Origin of the sequence: Idiomarina baltica OS145 (assembly GCF_000152885.1) — a bacterium.
Lineage (GTDB): Bacteria > Pseudomonadota > Gammaproteobacteria > Enterobacterales > Alteromonadaceae > Idiomarina > Idiomarina baltica.
Genome location: NZ_CH672403.1, coordinates 285,644 through 308,201 on the forward strand (window position 1 = coordinate 285,644; position 22,558 = coordinate 308,201).

Consider the following 22,558-nt stretch of genomic DNA (forward strand, 5'->3'; position numbering starts at 1 on the left):
GATGGCTCGTCGGCTGTACGAGGAGTGGTTCGTCCACTTCCGCTTCCCGGGGCATGAGGGGGTGAGCTTCAAGGAGAGTGAGCTTGGGGATATACCTGAGGGGTGGGAGGTTCGACGCCTTGAGGATGCCGTCGCTCTGAACCCACGCACAAAGGTTCCCAAGGAAGGAGAAAAGTTGTTTGTACCGATGGGCGCGTTATCAGAATCGAGCATGATTGTAGGTAGCTTGGAGAGGAAAACAGGTAACAGTGGTGCAAAATTCCAGAATGGTGACACCTTGTTTGCTCGGATTACGCCTTGTCTTGAGAACGGAAAGACTGGATTTGTTGATTTCCTTCCTGAAGACCAGCCGACAGCATGTGGTTCTACTGAGTTCATCGTATTGCGTTCAGTCAGCTTGTGCCCAGAAATGGTTTACTTACTCGCGAGAAGTGACCGATTCCGTGATGTCGCGATTAAAAGCATGTCAGGGGCTACTGGAAGGCAGCGGGTGCGGGTCGAGAGCTTGGTAGAGTTTCCGGTGGTTCAACCTGACAACGCGACCTTGGAAGCCTTCCAGCGTTTTGTATCGCCGTGTTTCAAACAAGCACGCACATTGGCGCTAAAGAACGCGAACCTACGCGCCCAACGTGACTTGCTGCTCCCCAAGCTGGTCTCCGGTGAGATCGACGTATCAGACATTCCCATGCCCGACGATAGGGAGTACGAAGCCGCATGACGCCCCCGCCATCCCCCGCTTATGCCTACTCCGAGGATGCCCTGGTCGAGCAGCCCGCTATCGAGCTGTTCGCAGACTTGGGCTGGGACACCGCCAATCTCTATGGGGAGTGGTCGGGTACGGTATCGAGCGAGGGACGGCAGACACAACAGGATGTGGTGCTGGTGCCTCGGCTGCAGGTGGCTTTGGAGAAGCTCAACCCCGAGCTACCCGCCGATGCCGTGGAGAAGGCCATCGAGGAGCTGACCCGCGACCGCTCCAAGCTGCTCCCGGTGAACGCCAACCTGGAGGTTTACCGGCTGCTCAAGGATGGCGTAAAGGTCGAGGTGTCGGGCGATGATGGTGGCACCGCTATCGAGACGGTGCGGGTGATCAACTGGAGCAAGCCCGAGGAGAACGACTTCCTGCTGACCTCGCAGTTCTGGGTAAGGGGTGAGCTGCATACCCGACGTACCGATCTTGTCGGCTTCGTGAATGGGCTACCGTTGCTATTCGTGGAGCTGAAGGCCAGCCACAAGACCCTCAAGGCTGCCTATGACGGCAACCTGAGAGATTACCGCTCGGTGATCCCTCAGTTGTTCACCTATAACGCCGTGGTGATGCTCTCCAACGGCTCCGAGACCCTGGTGGGCAGCACCTTCTCCCCCTGGGAGCATCTCTTCGAGTGGAAGCGGATCAACGACGAGGGTGAGAAAGGCGTGGTGTCGCTGGAAACTGCCATCCGAGGGATCGCTGAGCGGACACGGCTTCTGGATATCGTGGAGAACTTCACGGTGTTCGAGGAGGCCCAGGGTGGCACCATCAAGAAAATCGCCAAGAACCACCAGTACCTCGGGGTGAATAAGGCCATCGCCGAGCTGCAGCGCATCAAGAATCGCCCTCCCGGTGAGGCGGGTCGGCTTGGGGTCTTCTGGCATACCCAGGGTTCGGGCAAGTCCCTCTCCATGGTGTTCTTCACTCAGAAGATCCACCGCACCATCCCCGGCAACTGGACGTTTGTGGTCGTCACCGACCGCAACGAGCTGGACGAGCAGATCTACAAGACCTTTGCTGCCACCAGGGCAATCAACGAGGTAGAGGCCCACGCCGAGAGCGGTGCTCACCTCAAGCAGCTCCTCAGCGAGGATCACCGCTACGTCTTCACGCTGATCCAGAAGTTCGGAACTAAGCAAGGTGAGACATATCCCAAGCTCTCCGACCGCCAAGACATCATCGTTATCACCGACGAAGCTCACCGCTCCCAATACGACACTTTGGCCATGAACATGCGGACGGCGCTGCCCCATGCTGCCTTCCTGGGCTTCACTGGGACACCACTTATGGCTGGTGAGGAGAAGACCAAGGAGGTGTTCGGGGACTACATCTCGGTCTACGACTTCGGACAGTCCATCGCCGATGGGGCCACGGTGCCGCTGTACTACGAGAACCGGATCCCCGAACTGCAGTTGATCAATGAGAACCTCAACGACGATCTGACTCGGTTGCTGGAAGATGCCGAGCTGGACGAGGATCAGGAGAAGAAGGTCGAGCGCGTGTTCGCCCGTGAATACCACCTGATCACCCGTGATGACCGCCTGGAAGCCATCGCCGAGGATCTGGTGCAGCACTTCGTCGGCAGGGGCCACCAAGGCAAGGCGATGATGGTCTGTATCGACAAGGCCACCGCCGTGAAGATGTACAACAAGGTTCAGGCCCACTGGAAAGACTACCTGGCCCGACTTCAGGCTGACCTGGCGTCTGCCCCCGAGGAGCAGCTGGAGGCGCTAAAGCACAAGATCAAGGTGCTGGAGACGACCGATATGGCAGTGGTGGTTTCCCAGGGCCAGAACGAGGTAAAGGAGCTGGCGGACAAGGGGCTCGACATCCTGCCTCACCGCAAGCGCATGGTAGAGGAAGACCTAGACGAGCAGTTCAAAGATCCTGATGGACCGCTGCGGTTGGTGTTTGTCTGCGCCATGTGGATCACCGGCTTCGATGTGCCGTCCTGCTCGACCATCTACCTAGACAAGCCGATGAAGAATCACACCCTGATGCAGACCATTGCCAGGGCAAACCGCAAGTACCCCGGCAAGGAAGCGGGCCTGATCGTGGACTACGCGGGTGTCTTCAGGAAGCTGCAGGAGGCGCTGGCCATCTACGGTGGAGCTTCATCCAAGGTCGCTGAACCGAGACCTGGATATGGGGATGAGCCACCCCAAGACGGTGATACACCGATCCACCAGAAGGCCGAACTGGTGGAGTACCTCAAGCATCTGCTGGCCAAGGGGATCACTTTCCTGACCGAGAAGCAGGTAGACACAGAGGCTATCAAAACGGCTGGAGGCTTCGATAAGGTTGCCCTGCTGGATGATGCCGTTGAGAAGCTACTTGAGAGTGAAGAGACCAAGAAGGCCTTCTTGAACCTAGCCAGGGCCACCTCCCGAGTCTACCGAACCATCCTCCCCGACCCCTCAGCCAATGATCTGGCCCCCGATGCGGTACTGCTCTCCGTACTGGCCCAGAAGATCAAAGCCCTTGAGCCCGAGGTGGATATCTCTCAGGTGATGAAGGACGTGGACGACCTGCTGGATCAGTCGGTCGCTCCAGTGCCCTACGTCATCGAGGATGAGGATGACAAGCCCCTATTCGACCTCAGCCAGATCGACTTCGAGAAGCTCAAGGAGCGGTTCAATAAGGGCAAGAAGCGCACCGAGGCAGAGAAGCTACGGGCGCTGCTGAACCAGAAACTGGAGAGCATGGTGGCCAAGAACCCCAGCCGCACCGACTTCATGGAGAAGCTGCAGAAGCTGATCGAGAAGTACAACTCGGGAAGCCTGAACATCGAGGCGTTCTTCCAGCAGCTGATGAAGTTCACCGAAGAGCTGCAGGAGGAAGACCAGCGGGCAATCCGTGAGGGGCTGACCGAAGAGGAGCTGGCGCTGTTCGACATCATCACCAAGCCAGCCCCGGAGATGACCGACAAAGAGGTAGCCCAGGTGAAGGCAATGTGTCGGGAGCTACTGGAGACCCTCAAGGAGGAGAAACTGGTACTGGACTGGCGGAAGAAGGCCCAGGCTAAGGGCGATGTCCGCCGTACCCTGGAAATCGTCTTCGACCGGGGACTACCGGAGAGCTTCGATGAGGCGGTCTACAACGAGAAGTGCGAGGCAGCGTTCCATCACCTGATGACCAGCTACTACGGTGGTGGGCAGAGCGTCTATTCAGCCAGGTGTTAATTACCTCCAATACGTTGCTTTAGGAGGGATAAAATTCTGTCTGCTCATGAAGCTACTCAATTTAATTTTGTTTACTGAATAATAATCGGCAATGTTGCTTGGCAAAAGCTCATCTCAATTTTTAACTAGTCCACCAAGCCCATACCAATGCAATCATGCCAACGAGCGCCAGCGAAATTTTTAACAAAATACGAGAACCCCGTATATCATAGAGCTTTACCAAAAACTGAGCATTAGACACTCTCGAATAGTACTCTTTCGTGGCTAGATAAAGAATGAAGGCAAAAATAACAATCAGAAGAGGCCAAAACCATGATAAGTTGCCAGCCAATTCCACTTTAGGAGACCTTTGAAAATTAAAATTTGTAAATCCCCAAATGGAAATGAGTGCAAACCCCAACCATACTTTTGATTTTGCTTTTATAGTTTCAACTTTTTGTTCAGCTCTCGTAATTGTATATTCTTGAGATTCAAAGGAAGTTTCTACATTTTCTAAATATTTTTGCTCTCTATCGCGCTCCGACTCATCTATCAGGTTTTCTCTATACAACGCAATTACTAATGACTTAGCGTAGCCGATTATACCTTTAGCATTGTTAGACTCGTGCAGCCTGTTATCAATTCTTTGGGTTCTGCTAAGTGAGGTTAGTTCACGCTTAAGTTGACCAAGTAATCGAAGACCACACCCTGATGTTTCAAGCGTGATAGTGGTCAAAGAATCTTGTTCATCAACGTGGTGCCGATGACTATGGATTGAATACTTTAAATAATAAAATGCCTGTCGGGCTAACAGGTACAAACTCTCATCATCGAGTTCATCACCACCTTCGTTTTGCTCAATTCTAATCAAGCCAGTAGGCGTTACATTGAACTTAAACGAAGCTTTAAAACAGTCACTGTGAAGACCTGTAATAGAGCGAGGGTCATTGATTTGGCTATCAAGCTTATCAAACTCTGAACTAATATTACTTTTAGTTAGCTCATGAGAAATTTGATGGACCGAAACGTCATGAACTTCGTTTTTATCCGCTGGTTCAGCTTCCTTCGGATATAGCAGAATATTACCGCTTAAACTTCTACAGTCCATATGATCGGAGACCGAAACTTTAGCTGTAACAAAGACTCGAAAAGCTCCTAATGATTCTTCATGCTCATCAGTGTCTCGCCAATTAACTCTTGATTGAAGAACGATTAGTCTGTCGTGCTTGCTCGACACTCCCGATGCAGAATGATTTAGCTCAATAATTCGCTCATCACTGATTTTCTTGTCTGTAAATCCACCTTTAATACCGACCTTCATTAGCCCGAAATCAAGGTTACCGTTTACGCAAGGAATCCATCCTATATATTTATGTTTATGCATAAAAAATCCCGTCTAGTTGACGGGATCTTATTGTAATAATTAGGTGCCAGCAAGCAAACTTTATGCTAAGCGTTTAAACCACGAATCGCTGGGCTTTTCATCATGCACTACACGCCGCTTGTTAGTTTTATCAATGACGATTCCATGACATAAACCAGAACCAGACGGGGTGACGCCATTTTCGCGCAGTTCAACCTCTCGGCGCTTCATAGCCCGAGATTTCTTATATAGCGCTACTTGGAAGCCCACATACACTGCGAGACAGCCAACTACAAAAACTATTAATGCGTCAAACATGATCCTTCTCCCTTGCCTAACCCGTCAAAACGGGTGCCCGAATTTATCACAAATTAGGTCATTAGTCGAGCGAGTATGCTCTTAAGATGGTTTGTAAACTTTTCGTTGTCAAGCATTTTACGGTGAATGGTGAGAAGACTCCCGACGTCTTGATATGAATTAGTTGCTACGGATCCGGGTCACTCCACTCAACGCGATCAGGGTCTATTCTTCGGATGGGTTTAGCGGTCAGCATACCGTTTTTTCTCTCAACACGATAAGACCATCCCAATTGCATCATATGCCCTGACGCGTCAATAAATCGAAAAATGCGATACTGTTTGCGAACGCCGCTAAAATCCACCATCAAGGTAGATGCCCAACCAAGGGGGCGAGTCGGCTTATCGATTGACTCCACGATGCCGTATTTTCCCGCCATCTCGATGGCTCCGTAATAATGGTCGGCTGCAAAATCAGAACGCATTAATACTTGGCTACCCACCTCAATAGCTATCGTTTCTGGTTCTTCATCAAAAGCTCGTTCTGACCCGCAAAATTTCTTGTAGTCGATTTGAGATACGACCTTACCACCGATCTTTCTTGTCTTATCTCGCCCTTGTATTCTTATGTGTGACATTTTACACGGTCCAAAATTCTGCAATCTTAAAGCGAATCTCGACTCACTATCTCCAACGATCACCAAGTAATGCGTTCCCGGTATTAATGCAACTCCGTTAGGGTCACGAACTTTGTGAACAGCCATGTAACGAATCACACTATTGCGCTTTACTCGAACTCTAATCTCGTGCTGGAAGCTAAACCCTTCAACTTTCCACTTTGTCAAGTCTGAGAGCGTAACAATGTCGCCAGCTTGTACTCTGAATTGCTTGTCGTGTGAGCTACGTTTCATTTCAAATCCTTTTGCTCAACTAAAGGTTGTTCTTGAGATTTATAGATTAGGTCGAATCACCGCGATTAAGTTCAGTATAATTTCGTCAATGAGGTGCTAAACCGCCGCACATTGCTCAACTTGACTTCTTTTCCTCTAAGTTTCGCTAGATAACTTAAATGCCACACCACTTGGAATAATTGATCAATGTCAGGCCTATTTAGATTGTAGTATCTGATCGCTGTGTATCGCCCATAATTTCGCCAATATCGTTCAATCCATTCCGTCAAACGGTAGGACGAGTTAACTCTGCTGCCATCTAATGCAATTGCTATATGGTAATGTGGGGTCTTAGCAGAGTGAATTTCACGAGCCCAACATATTGCTACTCTTCTCGAGTAGTGCTCTCTACAGATTTTAGTTTTGATCCGACACAAAAATAGACTTAGTTGCTTATTATTCGGTTGCGATGTGTTACAGGATAGGTCGAACCGGAAAAGAAACACCTTTCTATGATGGGTCAGCATCCATAACGGTACATCAATAACTTTGCGAAGGATTTGAGGATCTAACGCACTCCCACGGGTATTAACTTGCCAGTCGACCCCTCTGTGATGAAACCAAGTTTCCTTATTAGGGAAAGCCATAAGATACCCATAAATTAGATATTATTAATTACCCAGTAAATTCCCCATGGACTGTGCTCCTCCATGAGCCATGTTGATTGGGCTAGGTATAAATAGTTGCACGCTCAAAAAGTTGGGTTGACGCTCTTAACAGTCCGAGAAAGACACCTGTGGATCAAGTCAGTCCATTTTCGGACACTTCATCAATCCACTTTTCAAGATCGCTCAAGCGCCATGCAACGGATCGCGTACCGAGGTGAACACGCTTAGGAAACTTGCCTTGCTTCTCAAGTTCCCAGCGTCGCTGACGTGCTAACCCGGTAATCGCTCTGCATTCCCGTTCACGAACTAAACGATCTTTAGGCTTTCTCTGCACAGGTATGAAGGTTGTGGTTTGTATTTTCATGTCGTTGCCTCTAACAGGTTGTGAATGTCAGAGGCAAATTAACTGATAGGAATCGGCGACATGCGCGCAACATTTGCGCTGTCCGTGGGGTTGCGCGCATGTTTCACGATAAATTTTGAATTGCTTTATAGAAGAAGTTTTTTGTCGGCTTAAATTTACGTTCGATCGGTGGCTCTGGACTTCCATGAAGGTTGCCCATCGTTGCGTCAATCGGCTTACCATCGGTTTCGGTTTCACTTTCAAATTTCCGATCTTCCCAATAAAGTTTTAAAAGCCATTCGTCGGCACTATTTGGAGCATCTTTCTTCGGCCGCATAACCTTCTCGTTATCGCGCCGCCATTGCTTTTCTTGCAGATATTTTTGTAACGCCCACTCTCGTAATTCGAATTTGTAATCATCTAATGAACGATGGCGAGCCAAGGCGGCATTTTTAGGCTGCTTTCTCCACTTCACATTAGCCTTGAAAACCGGTTCTACCGAATCATAAACAGCCCCAGCTTTCTGCCGCAGCATTTCAATCTCACTCCTAAGCAATTCCGCCTCGCGCTCAAATCCAGCATCTTTAATCCTCTGCAAGCTTTGCTCTATTTGCGCCAGCCTGAGTGCATTAGGACCTTTGATAAATTCATCACGTTGACTCATCACTACCTCCCTGTATTAATGGTTCAAGGAAATCAGCTACTTTGGCATTTGCTTCTCTACGCTCTTCCAGGTAATCGTATTGATTGTAGACCTTTAGGACGCCTCGCAGTTCATGGTTCAAGCATCTCTCGGCAATGGCATCTGGGACTTTCAACTTAGCAAGCAATGTTCGATAGGTTCTGCGTAGGTCATGCACCGTAAAGTGGTCGACTCCGGCTGAACCAAGAACATTGGGGTAGGGTTGTTTCTTGCTATCAACTTTCTGTCCGAATAGTTTGGCTAACGCATGATTCAACGTATCGTCAGAAATATACCCTCGTCTTTTGCTTCTTCTGCGCGAAGGAAACACATATTCAGAACCTGCACAGCGCACTTTTAGCTCTTCGATCACGGGTAGCATTTGATTTGGGATCGGCACCGTAATTGGTTTACTGGTTTTGTTCTCGGGAAAGAACCAGGTCTGGTCCTCTAAATCAATTTGTTCCCACCGCGACGATATGATTTCAGATTTTCGACAGCCTAGGTGCAAGAGCAAAAGGCATGCAAGATAGTTGTCACGAGTGAAAATGTCTTGCTGCTTTCGGAAAACAGAGAATGCAGTTTTTATTTCATCCGCCGACAACGACCGCTCTCGAGGCGAATAGTCTTGGCCAACATCGACTCCGGTAAAATAGATCGCTGGATTACTGCTGACCAAATTTAGTTTGATGCCGTGATTAAACATACGCTTCATTATGCTTAGCGCTCGCGATGAGGTCGTCTTATTACCTGTCTGCTGCAGCTCATCAAGAACATTGCGAACATCAATCGGTGTAATGTCTTTTAGTGAATATTTGCCCAAGCGACTTTTGAGGTAGTTACGATATACGCGCTCGTCATTACCTGGATGCTTAACGCGGTTCTTTACTGCGCGGTCAAACCAATCATTAAAAAGATCGTGAACTGTGTGAATAGCACCACCAGTTTCTCGACGACGTTCAAGCTGAGGGTCAATGCCATTCTTAACTTTTGAGCGAATTGCAGCAGCTTGGATCTTAGCGTCAGCCAACGAGCAGTTAGGATACCCTTCCGACAAGGTTATCGTCTTGCGCTTACCGGCGTAGGTATATCGCACAAACCATGACGCAGTACCCTGTTCAATTCTGAAATAAAGCCCATCACCGACACTTTTCCGAACGTCCTCTCCAGCTCTAACAAGTGCTTTGATCTGACTGCTGTTCATGACTATCTCCAAATGGTGACAAAACCTAAAGATGGAGACCCTATAAATTATTTGTCACCACCCTTGTCACCACAATATAGCGGACAATCACGAACATTGCATTACCATTAAATACAAAAAAGGCCGCAATGCCGCGACCTTATCCAAACTTAGTATACTTAACAAAACTTAACATGACCCTATTCAATATTCTGGATCTGCTCACGCATCTGTTCGATCAACACCTTTAGCTCGACTGCGGCGGCGGTGATTTCGGCGTTGATGGATTTCGAGGCGAGGGTGTTCGCTTCGCGGTTGAACTCTTGCATCATAAAGTCGAGGCGTCGGCCGCAGGCGCCGCCCTTTTTCAGGATCTTGCGGGCTTCGGCGACGTGAGCGTCGAGGCGATCGAGTTCTTCGGCGACGTCGACTTTTTGCGCCAGCATGACCATTTCGGCTTCGAGGCGTTGTGGTTCGAGTTCGACTCTGGCTTCTTCAAAGCGGGTTAGTAAGCGCTCACGTTGCCATTTAACGACTTCTGGCATGCGTTCGCGTACAAAGGCGACGTGTTCGATGATGCCGTCTAAGCGTTGCTGAAGCATGGTGTTAATGGCTTCGCCTTCACTGGCTCGGTTTTCGATAAATTCGTTGAGCGCGGGTTTTACGGCGTCGAACAGTTCTTTTTGAAGCTCGTCGATATTTTGGTCGTCACTGCTGACGACGCCAGGCCATTTCAACACGTCGAGTGCGTTAATTTGTGCGTTGTGAACTTGGCGGTTAACCCATTTGGCTTGGTTGATCACGCTCTCGGCGAGTGCTTCGTTAATCACTAACTCGCTTTGCTTGCTCTCATCCATGTGCAGGTGCAAGCGACATTCGACTTTGCCGCGCTGGAGTTGCTTGCGGAAGAGCTCACGCAGGTTGTTCTCGAGGGCGCGCACGCTCTCGGGCAGTCGAAAGTAGGTCTCTAAATAGCGTTGGTTAACCGAGCGGATTTCCCACACGGCGCTGCCCCATTCTGCTTTGTGCTCGTAACGAGCGTAACCGGTCATACTTTGAATCATGGCGTATCCTACTTTTTTGTCGGGAGGTCTTTCCTTCAACCTGCCGAAAACAATGTGTGCGTTAAGCGTATAAGCCAAATATTACCTGTGCAAAGAGGCAATATGAAGTAATAGTACAAAAAAGATGTCACACTTTTCTGTGCGAGTCTGACCTTATTGAGCAACCTTTATTAAAAGTGACTCAATAGGAACGTATTATGTCTTTGAAAAACCAATTTTTTACCTTGTTATTAGGCGTGTCGTTGGGCGCTTTCAGCCTGCCCTCGCATTCGCAAGACACCGTGCTACATGCGCAGATTTCGGGTCAGGGTCAGCCGGTGGTGCTTATCCCGGGTTTAATGTCCGATGAGCGTGTTTGGCAGCAAACGGAAGCGGCGTTAGCTCAGCATTATGAGGTGCACACGCTGGCATTTGCTGGCTTTGGGGCGCATCCAAGCAATCCTCAATTACGTGAGGCATTTACTGAAAACGCAGGTGCTGCGCTAGAAAGTTATTTGCAGGAAAACAGTGCTGGCGATGCGGTGGTTATTGGGCATAGTTTGGGCGCGTTCTTAGGCTATCAACTGGCAAGCCAGCAACCTCAGGCGTTGGAATGTCTTATCGCGGTTGATGGTGTGCCGTTTTTCTCGGCGCTGCTCAGTGGTAACTCGGCGTTGACTGCTCAAGCGGTTAAACCTCAAGCACAGCAAATGCTGACGGTATATCAACAGCTCACCCCCGAACAAATGGCGATGCAGGTGCAAATGGGGGTATCACGGCAAACCTCATCTGAGGAGAATCAAGCGCGCGTGGTCGCGATGGCAAAAACATCGGATCCTGCCACGGTGGGCCGCGCGATGTATGAGTTGATGACCACGGATTTACGCGCTGAGGTCGCGGACCTCAACGTGCCGACGTTACAAATGGCGGCGACTGGTGGCTTCTCAACTGCCGAGCAAAAGCAGACAGCGCTTAATGCCTATCAACAGCAGATCGCTGGTGATAATGCCATCAACTTGCTAGAGTTTGCTGAGTCACGCCATTTTATTATGTGGGATCAACCCGAGGCCTTTTTGTCGGCCGTTAATCACTTCATCGAGGAGCGCTGCCATGACTAATCAAACTGCACCGTATGCGGCGCTTAACGCTTCGATTGAGCAAGCGCGCCAAGGGAATTCGCAGGCGTTCGCCGAGGTGGTCACACATACACAAAACTTAGTGGCGAGTATTGCCTTGGCCATTGTTAAAGATATCCGAGCCTCAGAAGAGGTGGCGCAAGAGGCTTATCTCATTGTCTGGCAAAAAATGAATACACTGCGTAAGACGCGTAGCTTTTTGCCCTGGCTACGACAAATCACGCGGCATTGTGCTTATCAGTGGTTAAGCAAAGAGCATGTGCGTCGTACCGACTATAGGGATAATCTCGATGAGGAGCTGGGTGCGGTACTGAGCGATGAATCACCCGAGGCGTCGCTCAGTGAGCAACAGCAGCAGGCGATTATTTATCATGCGTTGGATAAGTTGCCAGAGCAAAGCCGCGATGTCGTACTGCTGTATTACCGCGAACAGCAGTCGGCTGAGCATGTAGCGGACTTGCTAGGGATCACACCCGAGGCGGTGCGCCAGCGTTTGTCTCGCGCTCGCAAGCAGTTAGCTCAACAATTACTAAGCCGTGTGGGTAAAGCGGCGTTGCTTTCGGCGCCATCCATCAGTATTTCGACGTTACTGACAACAGGCGCGATGGTGGGTAGTGCACCTGCCGCTGCGGCGGGCTTTTCGTTGACCTCTGGTGTTGCCACAAGCGTGAAGTGGTTAGCATTATTAGGTGCCATGGCGGTCACTATTCTCGGTGGTTTGGCGGGTTTGTTTATCGGCTCTCACCGCGCGCAGAAGATGGCAGCTAACGACGCTATTCGCCAACAGTTGGTGCGAATGCGTAATCAGGCTGCAGTATTCATGATCGTTGTCGGTAGCTTGTTTATTCTAAGTTACGAGGTTGATCCCGGCTGGTTACTGCCGACACTCAGTTATCTAGTGCTATTGCTGGGCATTCTAACCTATCAACGCCGAGTGCAGCGTTTGGTATGCTCCGGTGGTCGGTCACTGAGCTGCTATTTGGGGCTAGCGCTTGGGCTTGGTGGCGGTCTAACTGGCTTCTTTGCGGGATTAATACTGAGTGGTCGTCTCTAACGACCACTCGTTTTACGGTTATTTTTTCGCGTGTTTTTCGCGGTTCTTTTGTTTTTGTTCCGCGTTCTTCTTCATCATGATATACACCGCGCCGCGTCCACCATGGTGGCGCTGTGCGCTATGAAACGCGAGTACTGGCGGCATTTCACGCAGCCATTTATTCACATAGCTTTTTATCAGCGCGGGATGCGGTTTACTGTGTTTACCTTGTCCGTGAATAATCAGTGCCGTGCGTATACCGGCGTTATGGCAATCCTGAATAAAGTTAAATACTGCGGTACGCGCCTCGCGCAGCGTATGCTGGTGCAAATTGAGACTCGCTTCCATGGTGTAACGGCCTTGTTTAAGCCGTTTGTACACGCCTTCTTGCACGCCATCGCGCCGAAATTCGATGCATTCCTCTGGCTCCACCAACTCAACATACTCGGTCGATAAAAAGTTAACGTTTTCTTGTTCTTCGGCTTCAGCCGCACGGCGCCGCTCCTTTTGTGCCAATGTTGGCTCAAAAGCAGTGCGAATGTCTGCAACTTCCTCACCCACCAAGGGTGTTACGTCGTTCATTTCTTGGCGGAACAATTCAAATTCTTCGTCTTTTGAACGCGACATACGGCCTCCCGTTCAGTGATTACCACGTGTTTTCAGCTTGCGTTAGTTTAATACGTTACAGAACGATTCGCGATCCATTCAACGGTCAAATTTGCTACACTAACGGCTAATTCGTTTTACTTATCCCCGTTTACTATCAAATAAAGGAGATGCCATGCGTCCAAGTGGTCGTACTGCCCAACAAATTCGCCCGGTCACCATCACGCGTAACTTCACCAAACATGCCGAGGGTTCAGTTCTGATTGAATTCGGCGATACTAAGGTGTTGTGTAATGCCACGGTTGAAGCCGGTGTGCCACGCTTTTTAAAAGGTCAGGGACAAGGTTGGGTGACCGCTGAATACAGCATGCTCCCACGCTCTACCCACACTCGCTCGCAGCGCGAAGCTGCGCGTGGCAAGCAAGGTGGTCGCACGATGGAAATCCAGCGGTTAATCGCGCGTTCTTTGCGTGCTTGCATCGACCTTAAGGCGCTCGGCGAAAACACCATTACGCTCGACTGCGACGTATTGCAGGCTGACGGTGGTACACGTACCGCCTCAATTACCGGTGCTTGCGTGGCGTTGGTTGATGCGCTGAACTACATGCGCGCTAGCAAAATGGTTAAGGTCAATCCGTTAAAAGAAATGGTTGCGGCGATTTCTGTCGGCATTGTTGATGGCGATGCCGTGAGCGACTTAGAGTACATTGAAGATTCTCAAGCCGAGACTGACATGAACGTTGTGATGACGGAAGCCGGTAAGTTCATTGAAATCCAAGGCACCGCTGAGGGTGAGGCATTTAGTTACGACGAGATGCAAAGCCTAGTCGACATTGCGCGTGTCAGCATTAAAGAATTGATCGATATCCAAAAAGCAGCATTGGCATAAGGGATCAGCATGAAAACCTATCAAAAAGAGTTTATCGAGTTTGCGATTGAGCGCGGTGTACTAAAATTTGGTGAGTTTACGCTGAAATCCGGTCGCACCAGTCCTTACTTTTTTAATGCAGGCTTGTTTAACAAAGGTTCTGACTTGGCGAAGTTAGGGCGCTTTTACGCAGCGGCGTTAAAAGACTCAGGCATCGACTTTGATGTGTTGTTTGGTCCAGCCTACAAGGGTATTCCTATCGCCAGCGCGACGGCCGTAGCCTTGTTTGATCATTTTCAGACCGATACCCCTTACTGCTTTAATCGTAAAGAGAAAAAGGACCACGGCGAAGGGGGTAACTTAGTCGGTTCACCCCTTGAGGGTCGCGTGATGTTGGTCGATGATGTGATCACCGCGGGCACGGCAATTCGTGAATCCATGGATATTGTTGAGCAAAACGGTGCGCAGCTCGCGGGTGTGTTGATTGCCTTAGATCGTCAAGAAAAAGGCAAAGGCGAGCTATCCGCGATTCAGGAAGTTGAACGTGACTTTAATGCGCAAGTGATTGCGATTGTCTCACTGAACGATGTGATTGAGTATCTTAAGGACGACGAGCAGTTTAAAGCGCACTTACCTGCGGTTGAAGCGTATCGCGCTCAATACGGTGTAGCATAACGCGCTACGCCACTAAAAGGCAGCGCATAAAAAAGCTCGCCTCCGTGCCAACGGGGCGAGCTTTTTAGTAACTAGGTGCTACTTACAGTTTTTCTTCAGGCTGATAAGCAATACCGATTTTACCGTTAATCACTTGGCATTCACCACCGGCTTCAGCGGTACGGCTTGCGTCGTTGATACGCGCGATCAAGCGATAGTCTTTATTCAGAAGCGTTACTTCGTTGCGTTCTTCACCACACAACACGCGAATCGAATCAACTAAACCGCGATCGGTTAAGAAATTGGTGGTTGGGTTCTCTTTTACAATACCTGACTGGTCCGAGAATTCCGCAGTTTGTAAGCCATACGGATTCATCATACCGGACGCACCAGCGACTAAATAATGGAAGGTGCTTGCGACCGCCGTAGGCACCGATTGTGCGTTTTCTACAAAGAACACGCCTCGCTCGCCGACAATATCAAATAGACCTTTCTCAAGGTTCACTTTCATGGCGGTATTCTCATCAATCCCTAGCGAGAGCGGTGTACCACTATCGCCCGCGAGACGGATCAAGCGACCATAACGACCTTTATCAGAGAAGTCGCTATCCAAAATACCAAAGTGAAACAGCCCTAAACCGCCCAATGGATGAAACGTCAGCGTGTCTGGGTTGGTATTGGTTGGACAGGTTGCATCCAAATCACAACCGAACGGTGGTGGCTCAGAAGCAAAGGCGCCGTCTTTTATCGCTGATTCGGTGGTGCCGTTAGAAATCATCGGTTTAGATGTCAGCGCAACAGCACCCGCGCCGTTACCACCTACCACTAGACGCTTCGATTGCACGAAGCTAACGATGTCGCGTAACAAATCAGACGGCTGGTTATCTTCATTAATAAAGGTTGAGCGGGTAAGGTTCGCATCACCATCATTGATAAAAATCGCATTGGCTTGGCGCACCATCTTTAAGGCTTCTTTGGGCGCTTTACAAAACTCAACCTGTTGCTGATAGCGGTCGCGATACACACGGTCTCGCGCATATGCACCGAGCACTTCCTCTTGCACGTCAGCCAATTCGTCACAACGACCCTCTTGTTGCGCTTTAATTAAAGCCGCATCAACCGGGAACCAATGCGGCTCAGCTCCCAACTGACTGAACAAGTCCATGTAGTAATCGACTTCGTTGTAAGGATCGCGCGATGACGACGTCGTGAAGAAGACCACGGGCTTCTTGCTGTCATCAAAGCGAGTGGTCTTCGCCATATCAACGAACTGACGATAGATATCGATCGCAGGTTTATTCTGCGACTCATTTAAATTAATCTTTTCATCGAGCTCAGCAGGGACTGGCATTTCGAGTAAGTCGACCAGCTTGTTCCACTCAGCTTCAGATAATGAATTGTACGTTTTTAATGTGGCACGACGAGTAAATTCACGCATGAACACGCGTTCTGTGATGATTTCCTCGTTCATACGGTCATAAATGAGCTTTAACGCTTCGTCGACCTTCTTTCGAGCCTCTTCACGAAAGCCGGTCCAGTATTCATCTGAAACAGCCGTCTTGATTGACTTCTCCGACAAGTCGATATACCGATTAGTACGCATTGTCTTGCTATCAATCCAGTCGGTTTCGTTACAGCTATCGGACGCCATGCTCGTGCAGAGCGTTAAACCGCCCCCGGCCAACATTAAGTGGCGGTAACCATCATCTTTGATGGTTGGCTGTTCTTGTGCGGATACCGCACTGGTCATCAGTCCTGCAAGCACGATGCTGAGGCTTGATGCGATCCATCCTTTATTCATGAGACACCCTTCTGATTACTGCAAAGTTGCGGGTTAATGAATCCTAGTATAACGGGTCAATGGATAAAAATCGCTCTCAGTTTTATCAACATCGACCCCATCTGCTCTGACCTCAATAAGAAGAATAAATTCAATCACCCTGCGGGTGTTGGATTTTTGTAAATGCTGTGCATAATACCCTGCAATTGATATACTTCTGAGGTCAAATTGACCAAGGTTCTGTGTTCTGGTGATTAACTTATTTCGCGCTATCGTTTTTTCTACGCTTTTTTTTGTAAGTGGGCAGCCTCATGCGCAGCAATCATCAAGCAACCTATCGACTGACTTAAAATTAGACGATGAGCAAACAACCCAAACGCTCGTCTTTCGAGCGCCGCAAGACGGTCCATTGCCGGAGCTCGTTCAGTCGATATTAGAAGAAGCCTATGCTGAACTTAATATTAAACTACGCTATGAGTCTTTGCCGCGCCTACGCGGCGAACAGCTGGCTTCCGAGGGGATCATTGCTGGTGAGTTAGGGCGCATTCCTGGCCTATCTGAGCAACTCACCAATCTCATTCGTGTCGATTTTCCGATCTATGAGTTTTCCTTGCTTCTTATCGCCGACCCTTCACAGTGTGGTGTCTGTACGCCCGATAAGTTAAGTAATTTGGCTTACTTAAGTGGTTTACGCGCCGGTGATGAAGTGGTTGATTCTTACCAACTGGATATTCCGATTGCAAAGCCCATCAAATTAGAGCAGGTAATCAAGCTAATGGATGCGGGCCGCGTTGAAGCAGCGCTGATGGCTGACTTTCAGTATCGTGGTTCCGCGCTACATGACCGCGATGATTTGATTGTTTACGAAATTAAGCGCTATCAAGGCTATCACTATTTACATAAGAAGCACGCAGATCTCATTCCTGATTTATTAAGCACTCTAAAACTAATGCAAGCGACCGGTAGGATCACGGCATTGCGAGAAACGTATCAATCAAAAATCGCGCGTCCCATCACGCCCGTTCGTATTCCAAATCCATTAATTGGTGCCAGTGCGTTAATGCCCCGGCAAACCGAGATGGACGGTGAAGGAAGCTTGTGGCAACGGTTCATTGAACTAACTGCCGATTGGGCTGAACAGGTTGAAACCGAAACTTCGAACTGGCCGCGTGCTAAACAACTCGTTGACTCCGGGAAAGCACAAGTTCTCGTTGGAATCCGAGAAGAACAGATTGATCAACGCTTTATCAAAACAGAACATGCCTTCGCTCGCAGTGCGCCTGTATATCTATTTAGCAAAACTCAAGCAGCGATAGACGATACGCTTGACCACAAGAATGTAAGTTTGTGCGTTGCGGGTGGCGACTATCAACACTCATTGCTACCCTCAAATGCCAATATTTACACCGCGAATACGTCATTAGACTGCTTTGCACTATTGGATATGGGTCGAGTTGCAGGTGTTGTCGATTACGCGGCCAACTTACCAGACTGGATGGAGACGCCGTATGAACGTTACGCGTTGAGTGACGAAGTGCCACTCTATTTAGCATTCAAAGACAACGCACAAGGTCAGCTACTGCGCAGTCTGTTTGATAAAGCAATTAAAAACGCTATACCGCGCCCTTAAAACCCAACTGACGCCAGGCTTCATACGTAAAAATCGCGACTGAATTTGATAAGTTTAAGCTCCGGCTATCTGGCACCATTGGTAGACGTAACCAATTTTCCTGCGGAAATGTCTGTAAAACGTCCATCGGCAACCCGCGCGTTTCGGGACCAAACAACAGTACATCATTTTCCTCGTACGCGACCTCGGTGTAACGTGTTGAGCCTTTCGTCGTGCACGCAAAAATGCGGTTATAATCCACGTTTTCTAGAAAGTCCGACCAATTTTTATGGATTTTCACTTGGGTAAGGGCGTGGTAGTCCAAGCCAGCACGGCGCACCTTCTTCTCATCTAAGTCGAAACCCAGAGGTTCGATAAGATGCAATTGCATGCCCGTATTCGCCGCCAAGCGAATAACATTACCCGTGTTCGGTGGTATTTCCGGTTCAAATAAGACCAAATGCAACATAGTGATTTTATCAGCTACTTAAAAAACGCTAGAATACCATTATCTTAATACGAGGTGTGTATCGAATTGAATTCTCCAACGAGTTATAAGCATCAATACGCTTTTTGGGTAAAGCTCGCCAGTGCTTCATCGGTCACTACGGCCGCTTTGCTGATAGCCATGAAACTCTACGCTTGGTTTGATACTGAGTCGGCGAGTATGCTCGCCTCGTTAACTGATTCGTTGCTCGATAGTGGTGCCTCGATTTTTAGTTTTTTCGCCATCCGTTACTCTTTGCAACCCGCAGATGATGAGCACCGATTCGGCCACGGTAAAGCCGAATCCCTTGCCGCGTTAGCGCAAAGTGCTTTTGTCGCTGGCTCAGGCATGCTACTTATTTTTCACAGTGCGCAACAATGGATGGACGATTCACAACTACCTAACTTAGAAACGGGTATTTGGGTCAGTGTGGCAGCCATCGTCATCACCATGGTATTACTGGTGATTCAACGGATAGCCATCCGCGTCACCGACTCGCAAGCAGTTAAAGCCGATCATTTGCATTATCAGTCTGATATCTTACTCAACGCGGCGGTTTTAGTTGCGCTGGTACTGAGCCAGTTTGGCATGCACTGGGCGGATGGCGTGTTTGCCATTTTAATTGCGTTGTATCTAATCTGGGGGGCGATTCGCATCGGCACTGAGGCATTTAACTCGTTGATGGATCGCGAACTACCCGAACACTTACAAAAGAAAGTGGTGGATACGGCGCTAGCCATTGACGGTGTTTTAGGGATCCACGGCCTGCGTACTCGTGAGGCAGGCTCCACACGCTTTATTCAGTTACACATCGAACTCGACAATCATTTGTCTCTGCTCAAAGCCCACGCGATTTCTGATGAAGTCGAAAGTGCATTGATGAAGGTGTTCCCAAGCGCCGATATCATTGTCCACATGGATCCCGAAATAATCGCCTATGTTGAGGGTTCAATTACTGAGCGTCACTCGACTTGAGCCTGGCATAGATCGAGTCCATGATGGGCTGTCGATAAACGTCGCTCTCCATCATTAATTCGTGTTTCGCTCCTTTGATCGAGCGAAACTCAACGTTGGCACCCGCATTGTTAGCAAAACGCTGTTGCGCTTTTTTACTCACCACCACATCGGCTCCCGCATTGAACAATGTCGCCGTTACTTTGAGTTGGCTCCCCATGCCCTGCAATTGTTTACAAGTCGTCAGTGCTTCATGTAACCAAGCAAACGTCGGTCCGCCGAGTTTAACCCGGGGCTCGCTTTCATAGGCTTCGCGAAATACTTGGTAACGTTGCTCACTGTGGGTCAACACATTCTCAGCAAAAGGAATCGCAATATAGTCCTTCATACCTAAGAAGTACCACGGGTTATCCGGTGCAACAGTCTCGTTTAACCAGCGTCCTGCGCCAGCAATCGCACGCGCAATCGCTGCTGGAATACCGGCTGTTCTGATGCCGAACATCGGTGCCGTCAAAAACAAATGCTTAAATTTGAAATCCTGCTCGCAACACGCCCAGGATAAAATCGCTCCGCCCATCGAGTGCCCAAGTGCATAACGAGACGCTTTAGGAAAGCGCTCGTCGATGTGATTCATGAATACACTAAAGTCATCAATAAAATCGCGGAAGTTTGCGACATGGCCCTGATGGCTATTCTTCGTCATGCGCTCTGATAAACCTTGCCCGCGATGATCGATGACAGCACAGGAAATACCTTGTTGCGCCAGTTCCCAAATCACTTCTTGGTATTTAATCGCCGCCTCAATACGACCCGTTGAAATCACCAGTAGTGGCGCTGTATCGCTGACTTTATGATAGGCATAAAAAAGGCGCAGGCCATCCGCTGCGTCTAAATAAATGTGCTCAACTGAATCCGCCCAGAAAGGGGCGATATGTTGGTGATAAAATTCGAGCCATTGGGGCTCATTATCCGCCGGTCGGATCATCCGCTTTGATTCCAGTCGCTATGATTAAGCCCTAGTCTAACGGTAAATCCAAGATAACTTCTAGTCCTCCTTGTGGATGATTGCGTGCACGCAGTTGACCGCCTAGAACCAACGCTGAGCGCTGACTTAACGCTAAACCTAAACCGACACCTGCCTGATGCTTACGCGACGGGTCGCCGCGGTAAAACGGCTCAAATAGCTTCTCAATGGTTTCTTCATCAACGCCAGGCCCATGGTCACGCACATAAAGCTGCAACCACTTGCCATGCTTTTCGCAACCAAACTCGACCGCTTTGTCGGTGTAGTGCAGGGCATTACGCATAATATTTTCTAACACTAACCGGATCAGCTCATCATCGCTCTCAAGTTCGCGCCAATCGCCCTCGCGAATAACGAGCCGATCTTTATATTCAGGATGACTGTACAAGGTGTCGTCGACAAGCCGTTGCACCAACTTGCGCAGATCAACGGTATGCGTATTTAAGCTGATTAAGCCGTTCTCAAGTTTCGAGAGTGACAAGATACGTTCAATGATTTGATTCAAGCGCTCACTATCGCGACGCAACTGTTGCCAATGTGCATCCTCTTGATGCTCATCTTCGCTGAGATCGAGGGCGACTTGCATCCGTGCCATCGGCGAACGCAATTCGTGTGACACATCACTTAATAAGCGCCGTTGCGCATCACGAGAAATAGCAAGATCGCGCGCTGTCTGCGCTAGGGCTCGCGCCAGCTCGCCCACTTCATCTTTACGTCGAGGCAACTGGCCTAACTCAGGCTCAGCACTACCTTGAGCAACCTCACGGGTAGCTCGGATCATGCGCTTTATCGGTCGAATCAGCCAGATACCCAACAAAATCGCAATCGCTAAACTACCGCCCACCAACGTCCAACTGCGCGCCCGCATCAACTCTTGCTCTGCTTCTTCACGATCAGTCCACTCCGACGCTTTTAGTGGACGAGTGATTAGAAGCTTATTGCCTTTAAACTCGAAAGGACCTATCAACAAACGATCTTCGAGTGGCATTTGCATCGGCTCATCGTAGTTTAAAAAGCGCAACATGGTTTGCCGATAACGTTGCGATAAGAACTCATCCATCATCAACTTTTGCTGACCTTGCGCGAGTACTCGGGCTGCAACGCGATAATCACCTGTCAATAAACGTCCAGGCTGCAAAGAAAGATAGGTCAGCTCATTTTCGAGCAACGGCGCTAAGGTACGCCGAATGGGTTCCGCGATAGGTTTAACTTCGGGTGTGACTTTATTCCAGACCGCAAGCAAGTAACCGCTGCTGGCGGTTAAAAACAGTAACGCCCAAAACAGCAGGAGCAACCGCAGCGTAAGCGATTGGTACCAGCGGATCGGGCGTTTACGGTGCGGCTTCATTATTCGTTGACGAGACGATATCCCCGACCACGAACGGTTTGAATGCGCTCAGGATTAGCCGGTAATTTTTTACGAATATTGCTGATATGTACGTCGAGACTACGATCAAACGGCCCCATCTTACGGCCCAGCGCAGCCACCGAGAGTTGGTCTTTACTCACCATTTGTCCCGCTTGCTGCATCAAACAACGCAGAATATCGAACTCTGTCGGTGTCATAACCAACGGCTGGCGGTCGCAGGTGACTTCTGCCTTACTCGGATCGAGTGTAAAGCCACTCACCGTTAATACCTCGTTTTGCATCATGGTATTAGCCGTTCGGCGTAGTAGCGCTCGTACGCGTGCTATTAACTCACGCGGATTAAATGGTTTGGGTAAATAGTCGTCTGCGCCGAGCTCGAGCCCCATTACACGGTCATCATCATCTCCGCGCGCGGTTAACATCAGTACTGCGGTATCACGATGTTGCTGACGTAAGCGTTGTAATAACTGCATACCATCAATACCGGGCAGCATGACGTCTAACAAGATCAGCTCGAAGTCCCCGTTTAAAGCGGCATCCAGTCCTTTAACGCCATCATCAACTACGGTCAGCTCGACCGCCTCTCGTTTAAAGAGCTCGGTCAGCATCGCTGACATTTCATGGTCGTCATCAATGAGTAGAACAGAATGTGTCATGG

Annotated in this window: 21 protein-coding genes; 8 read left to right on the top strand and 13 right to left on the bottom strand. The window is 49.4% G+C overall.

All coding sequences use genetic code 11. The features are described from left to right. The first annotated feature begins 1 nt into the window (after position 1). Positions 2–718 (top strand): restriction endonuclease subunit S, encoded by a 717-nt coding sequence (locus OS145_RS13530; RefSeq protein ID WP_242603643.1) that lies wholly within the window; start codon positions 2–4, stop codon positions 716–718. Then, entirely contained in the window at positions 715–3,933 is a 3,219-nt protein-coding gene (locus OS145_RS02770; RefSeq protein ID WP_006954532.1) for a type I restriction endonuclease subunit R, read from the top strand. The genes OS145_RS13530 and OS145_RS02770 overlap by 4 nt, the downstream gene beginning before the upstream one ends. Positions 3,934–4,054: 121 nt before the next feature. On the opposite strand, the gene OS145_RS02775 is transcribed toward OS145_RS02770, so the two are convergent. The 7 genes from OS145_RS02775 to OS145_RS02805 form a co-directional block, all read right to left on the bottom strand. After that, a complete protein-coding gene (locus OS145_RS02775) occupies positions 4,055–5,296 on the bottom strand; it encodes a hypothetical protein (RefSeq protein ID WP_131382119.1) in 1,242 nt (413 codons plus the stop codon). A 60-nt stretch (positions 5,297–5,356) separates the two neighbouring features. Continuing rightward, a complete protein-coding gene (locus tag OS145_RS02780; RefSeq protein ID WP_006954538.1) occupies positions 5,357–5,593 on the bottom strand; it encodes a hypothetical protein in 237 nt (78 codons plus the stop codon). 166 nt (positions 5,594–5,759) lie between these two features. After that, positions 5,760–6,482, bottom strand: coding sequence for a hypothetical protein (locus OS145_RS02785; protein WP_006954541.1), 723 nt, complete (start codon positions 6,480–6,482; stop codon positions 5,760–5,762). Positions 6,483–7,262: 780 nt separating this feature from the next. Then, on the bottom strand, positions 7,263–7,493 hold the full coding sequence (locus OS145_RS02790) for a helix-turn-helix transcriptional regulator (RefSeq protein WP_006954543.1): 231 nt from the start codon (positions 7,491–7,493) through the stop codon (positions 7,263–7,265). A 103-nt stretch (positions 7,494–7,596) separates the two neighbouring features. Continuing rightward, positions 7,597–8,136, bottom strand: a complete 540-nt coding sequence (locus OS145_RS02795) for a hypothetical protein (RefSeq protein WP_006954546.1) — start codon at positions 8,134–8,136, stop codon at positions 7,597–7,599. Then, positions 8,123–9,358, bottom strand: a complete 1,236-nt coding sequence (locus OS145_RS02800; RefSeq protein WP_006954548.1) for a tyrosine-type recombinase/integrase — start codon at positions 9,356–9,358, stop codon at positions 8,123–8,125. The genes OS145_RS02795 and OS145_RS02800 overlap by 14 nt, the downstream gene beginning before the upstream one ends. A 179-nt stretch (positions 9,359–9,537) precedes the next feature. Then, on the bottom strand, positions 9,538–10,401 hold the full coding sequence (locus tag OS145_RS02805; protein ID WP_006954550.1) for a YicC/YloC family endoribonuclease: 864 nt from the start codon (positions 10,399–10,401) through the stop codon (positions 9,538–9,540). A 197-nt stretch (positions 10,402–10,598) separates the two neighbouring features. On the opposite strand from OS145_RS02805, the gene OS145_RS02810 reads away from it, so the two are divergent. Next, on the top strand, positions 10,599–11,498 hold the full coding sequence (locus OS145_RS02810) for an alpha/beta fold hydrolase (protein WP_006954553.1): 900 nt from the start codon (positions 10,599–10,601) through the stop codon (positions 11,496–11,498). After that, positions 11,491–12,570: a sigma-70 family RNA polymerase sigma factor gene (locus OS145_RS02815; RefSeq protein WP_006954554.1), complete on the top strand. Its 1,080-nt coding sequence runs from the start codon at positions 11,491–11,493 to the stop codon at positions 12,568–12,570. Before OS145_RS02810 ends, OS145_RS02815 begins: the two co-directional genes overlap by 8 nt. Before the next feature lie 18 nt (positions 12,571–12,588). Here the strand turns inward: OS145_RS02815 and smrA are convergent, their stop codons facing one another. Beyond that, positions 12,589–13,176, bottom strand: a complete 588-nt coding sequence (smrA, locus tag OS145_RS02820; protein WP_006954555.1) for a DNA endonuclease SmrA — start codon at positions 13,174–13,176, stop codon at positions 12,589–12,591. Between the two features lie 154 nt (positions 13,177–13,330). Here smrA and rph point away from each other — a divergent pair, with 154 nt between their 5' ends. Together rph and pyrE are read left to right on the top strand one after the other, a co-directional pair. Continuing rightward, positions 13,331–14,044, top strand: a complete 714-nt coding sequence (gene rph / locus OS145_RS02825) for a ribonuclease PH (RefSeq protein WP_006954556.1) — start codon at positions 13,331–13,333, stop codon at positions 14,042–14,044. A 9-nt stretch (positions 14,045–14,053) separates the two neighbouring features. Then, positions 14,054–14,698, top strand: coding sequence for an orotate phosphoribosyltransferase (gene pyrE / locus OS145_RS02830; RefSeq protein WP_006954557.1), 645 nt, complete (start codon positions 14,054–14,056; stop codon positions 14,696–14,698). Positions 14,699–14,780: 82 nt separating this feature from the next. Here the strand turns inward: pyrE and OS145_RS02835 are convergent, their stop codons facing one another. Continuing rightward, positions 14,781–16,478 carry a cyanophycinase gene (locus OS145_RS02835; RefSeq protein ID WP_006954558.1) on the bottom strand — a complete coding sequence of 566 codons (1,698 nt, stop codon included), beginning with the start codon at positions 16,476–16,478 and terminating at the stop codon, positions 14,781–14,783. 229 nt (positions 16,479–16,707) lie between these two features. On the opposite strand from OS145_RS02835, the gene OS145_RS02840 reads away from it, so the two are divergent. Beyond that, a complete protein-coding gene (locus OS145_RS02840; protein WP_006954559.1) occupies positions 16,708–18,087 on the top strand; it encodes a substrate-binding periplasmic protein in 1,380 nt (459 codons plus the stop codon). Here OS145_RS02840 and trmL read toward each other — a convergent pair. Further along, entirely contained in the window at positions 18,071–18,535 is a 465-nt protein-coding gene (gene trmL, locus OS145_RS02845) for a tRNA (uridine(34)/cytosine(34)/5-carboxymethylaminomethyluridine(34)-2'-O)-methyltransferase TrmL (RefSeq protein ID WP_006954560.1), read from the bottom strand. The two genes, OS145_RS02840 and trmL, sit on opposite strands and share 17 nt — an antisense overlap. A 66-nt stretch (positions 18,536–18,601) precedes the next feature. Between trmL and fieF the strand changes: the two genes are divergently transcribed. Continuing rightward, on the top strand, positions 18,602–19,528 hold the full coding sequence (gene fieF / locus OS145_RS02850; RefSeq protein WP_006954561.1) for a cation efflux pump FieF: 927 nt from the start codon (positions 18,602–18,604) through the stop codon (positions 19,526–19,528). On the opposite strand, the gene OS145_RS02855 is transcribed toward fieF, so the two are convergent. The 3 genes from OS145_RS02855 to OS145_RS02865 are packed head-to-tail and all read right to left on the bottom strand — an operon-like array spanning position 19,506 to position 22,556. Further along, positions 19,506–20,492 (bottom strand): alpha/beta fold hydrolase, encoded by a 987-nt coding sequence (locus OS145_RS02855; protein WP_006954562.1) that lies wholly within the window; start codon positions 20,490–20,492, stop codon positions 19,506–19,508. The genes fieF and OS145_RS02855 overlap by 23 nt on opposite strands. 31 nt (positions 20,493–20,523) lie before the next feature. Beyond that, positions 20,524–21,879: a sensor histidine kinase gene (locus tag OS145_RS02860; protein WP_006954563.1), complete on the bottom strand. Its 1,356-nt coding sequence runs from the start codon at positions 21,877–21,879 to the stop codon at positions 20,524–20,526. Continuing rightward, positions 21,879–22,556 (bottom strand): response regulator transcription factor, encoded by a 678-nt coding sequence (locus OS145_RS02865; protein ID WP_006954564.1) that lies wholly within the window; start codon positions 22,554–22,556, stop codon positions 21,879–21,881. The genes OS145_RS02860 and OS145_RS02865 overlap by 1 nt, the downstream gene beginning before the upstream one ends. Between the last annotated feature and the right edge of the window lie 2 nt (positions 22,557–22,558).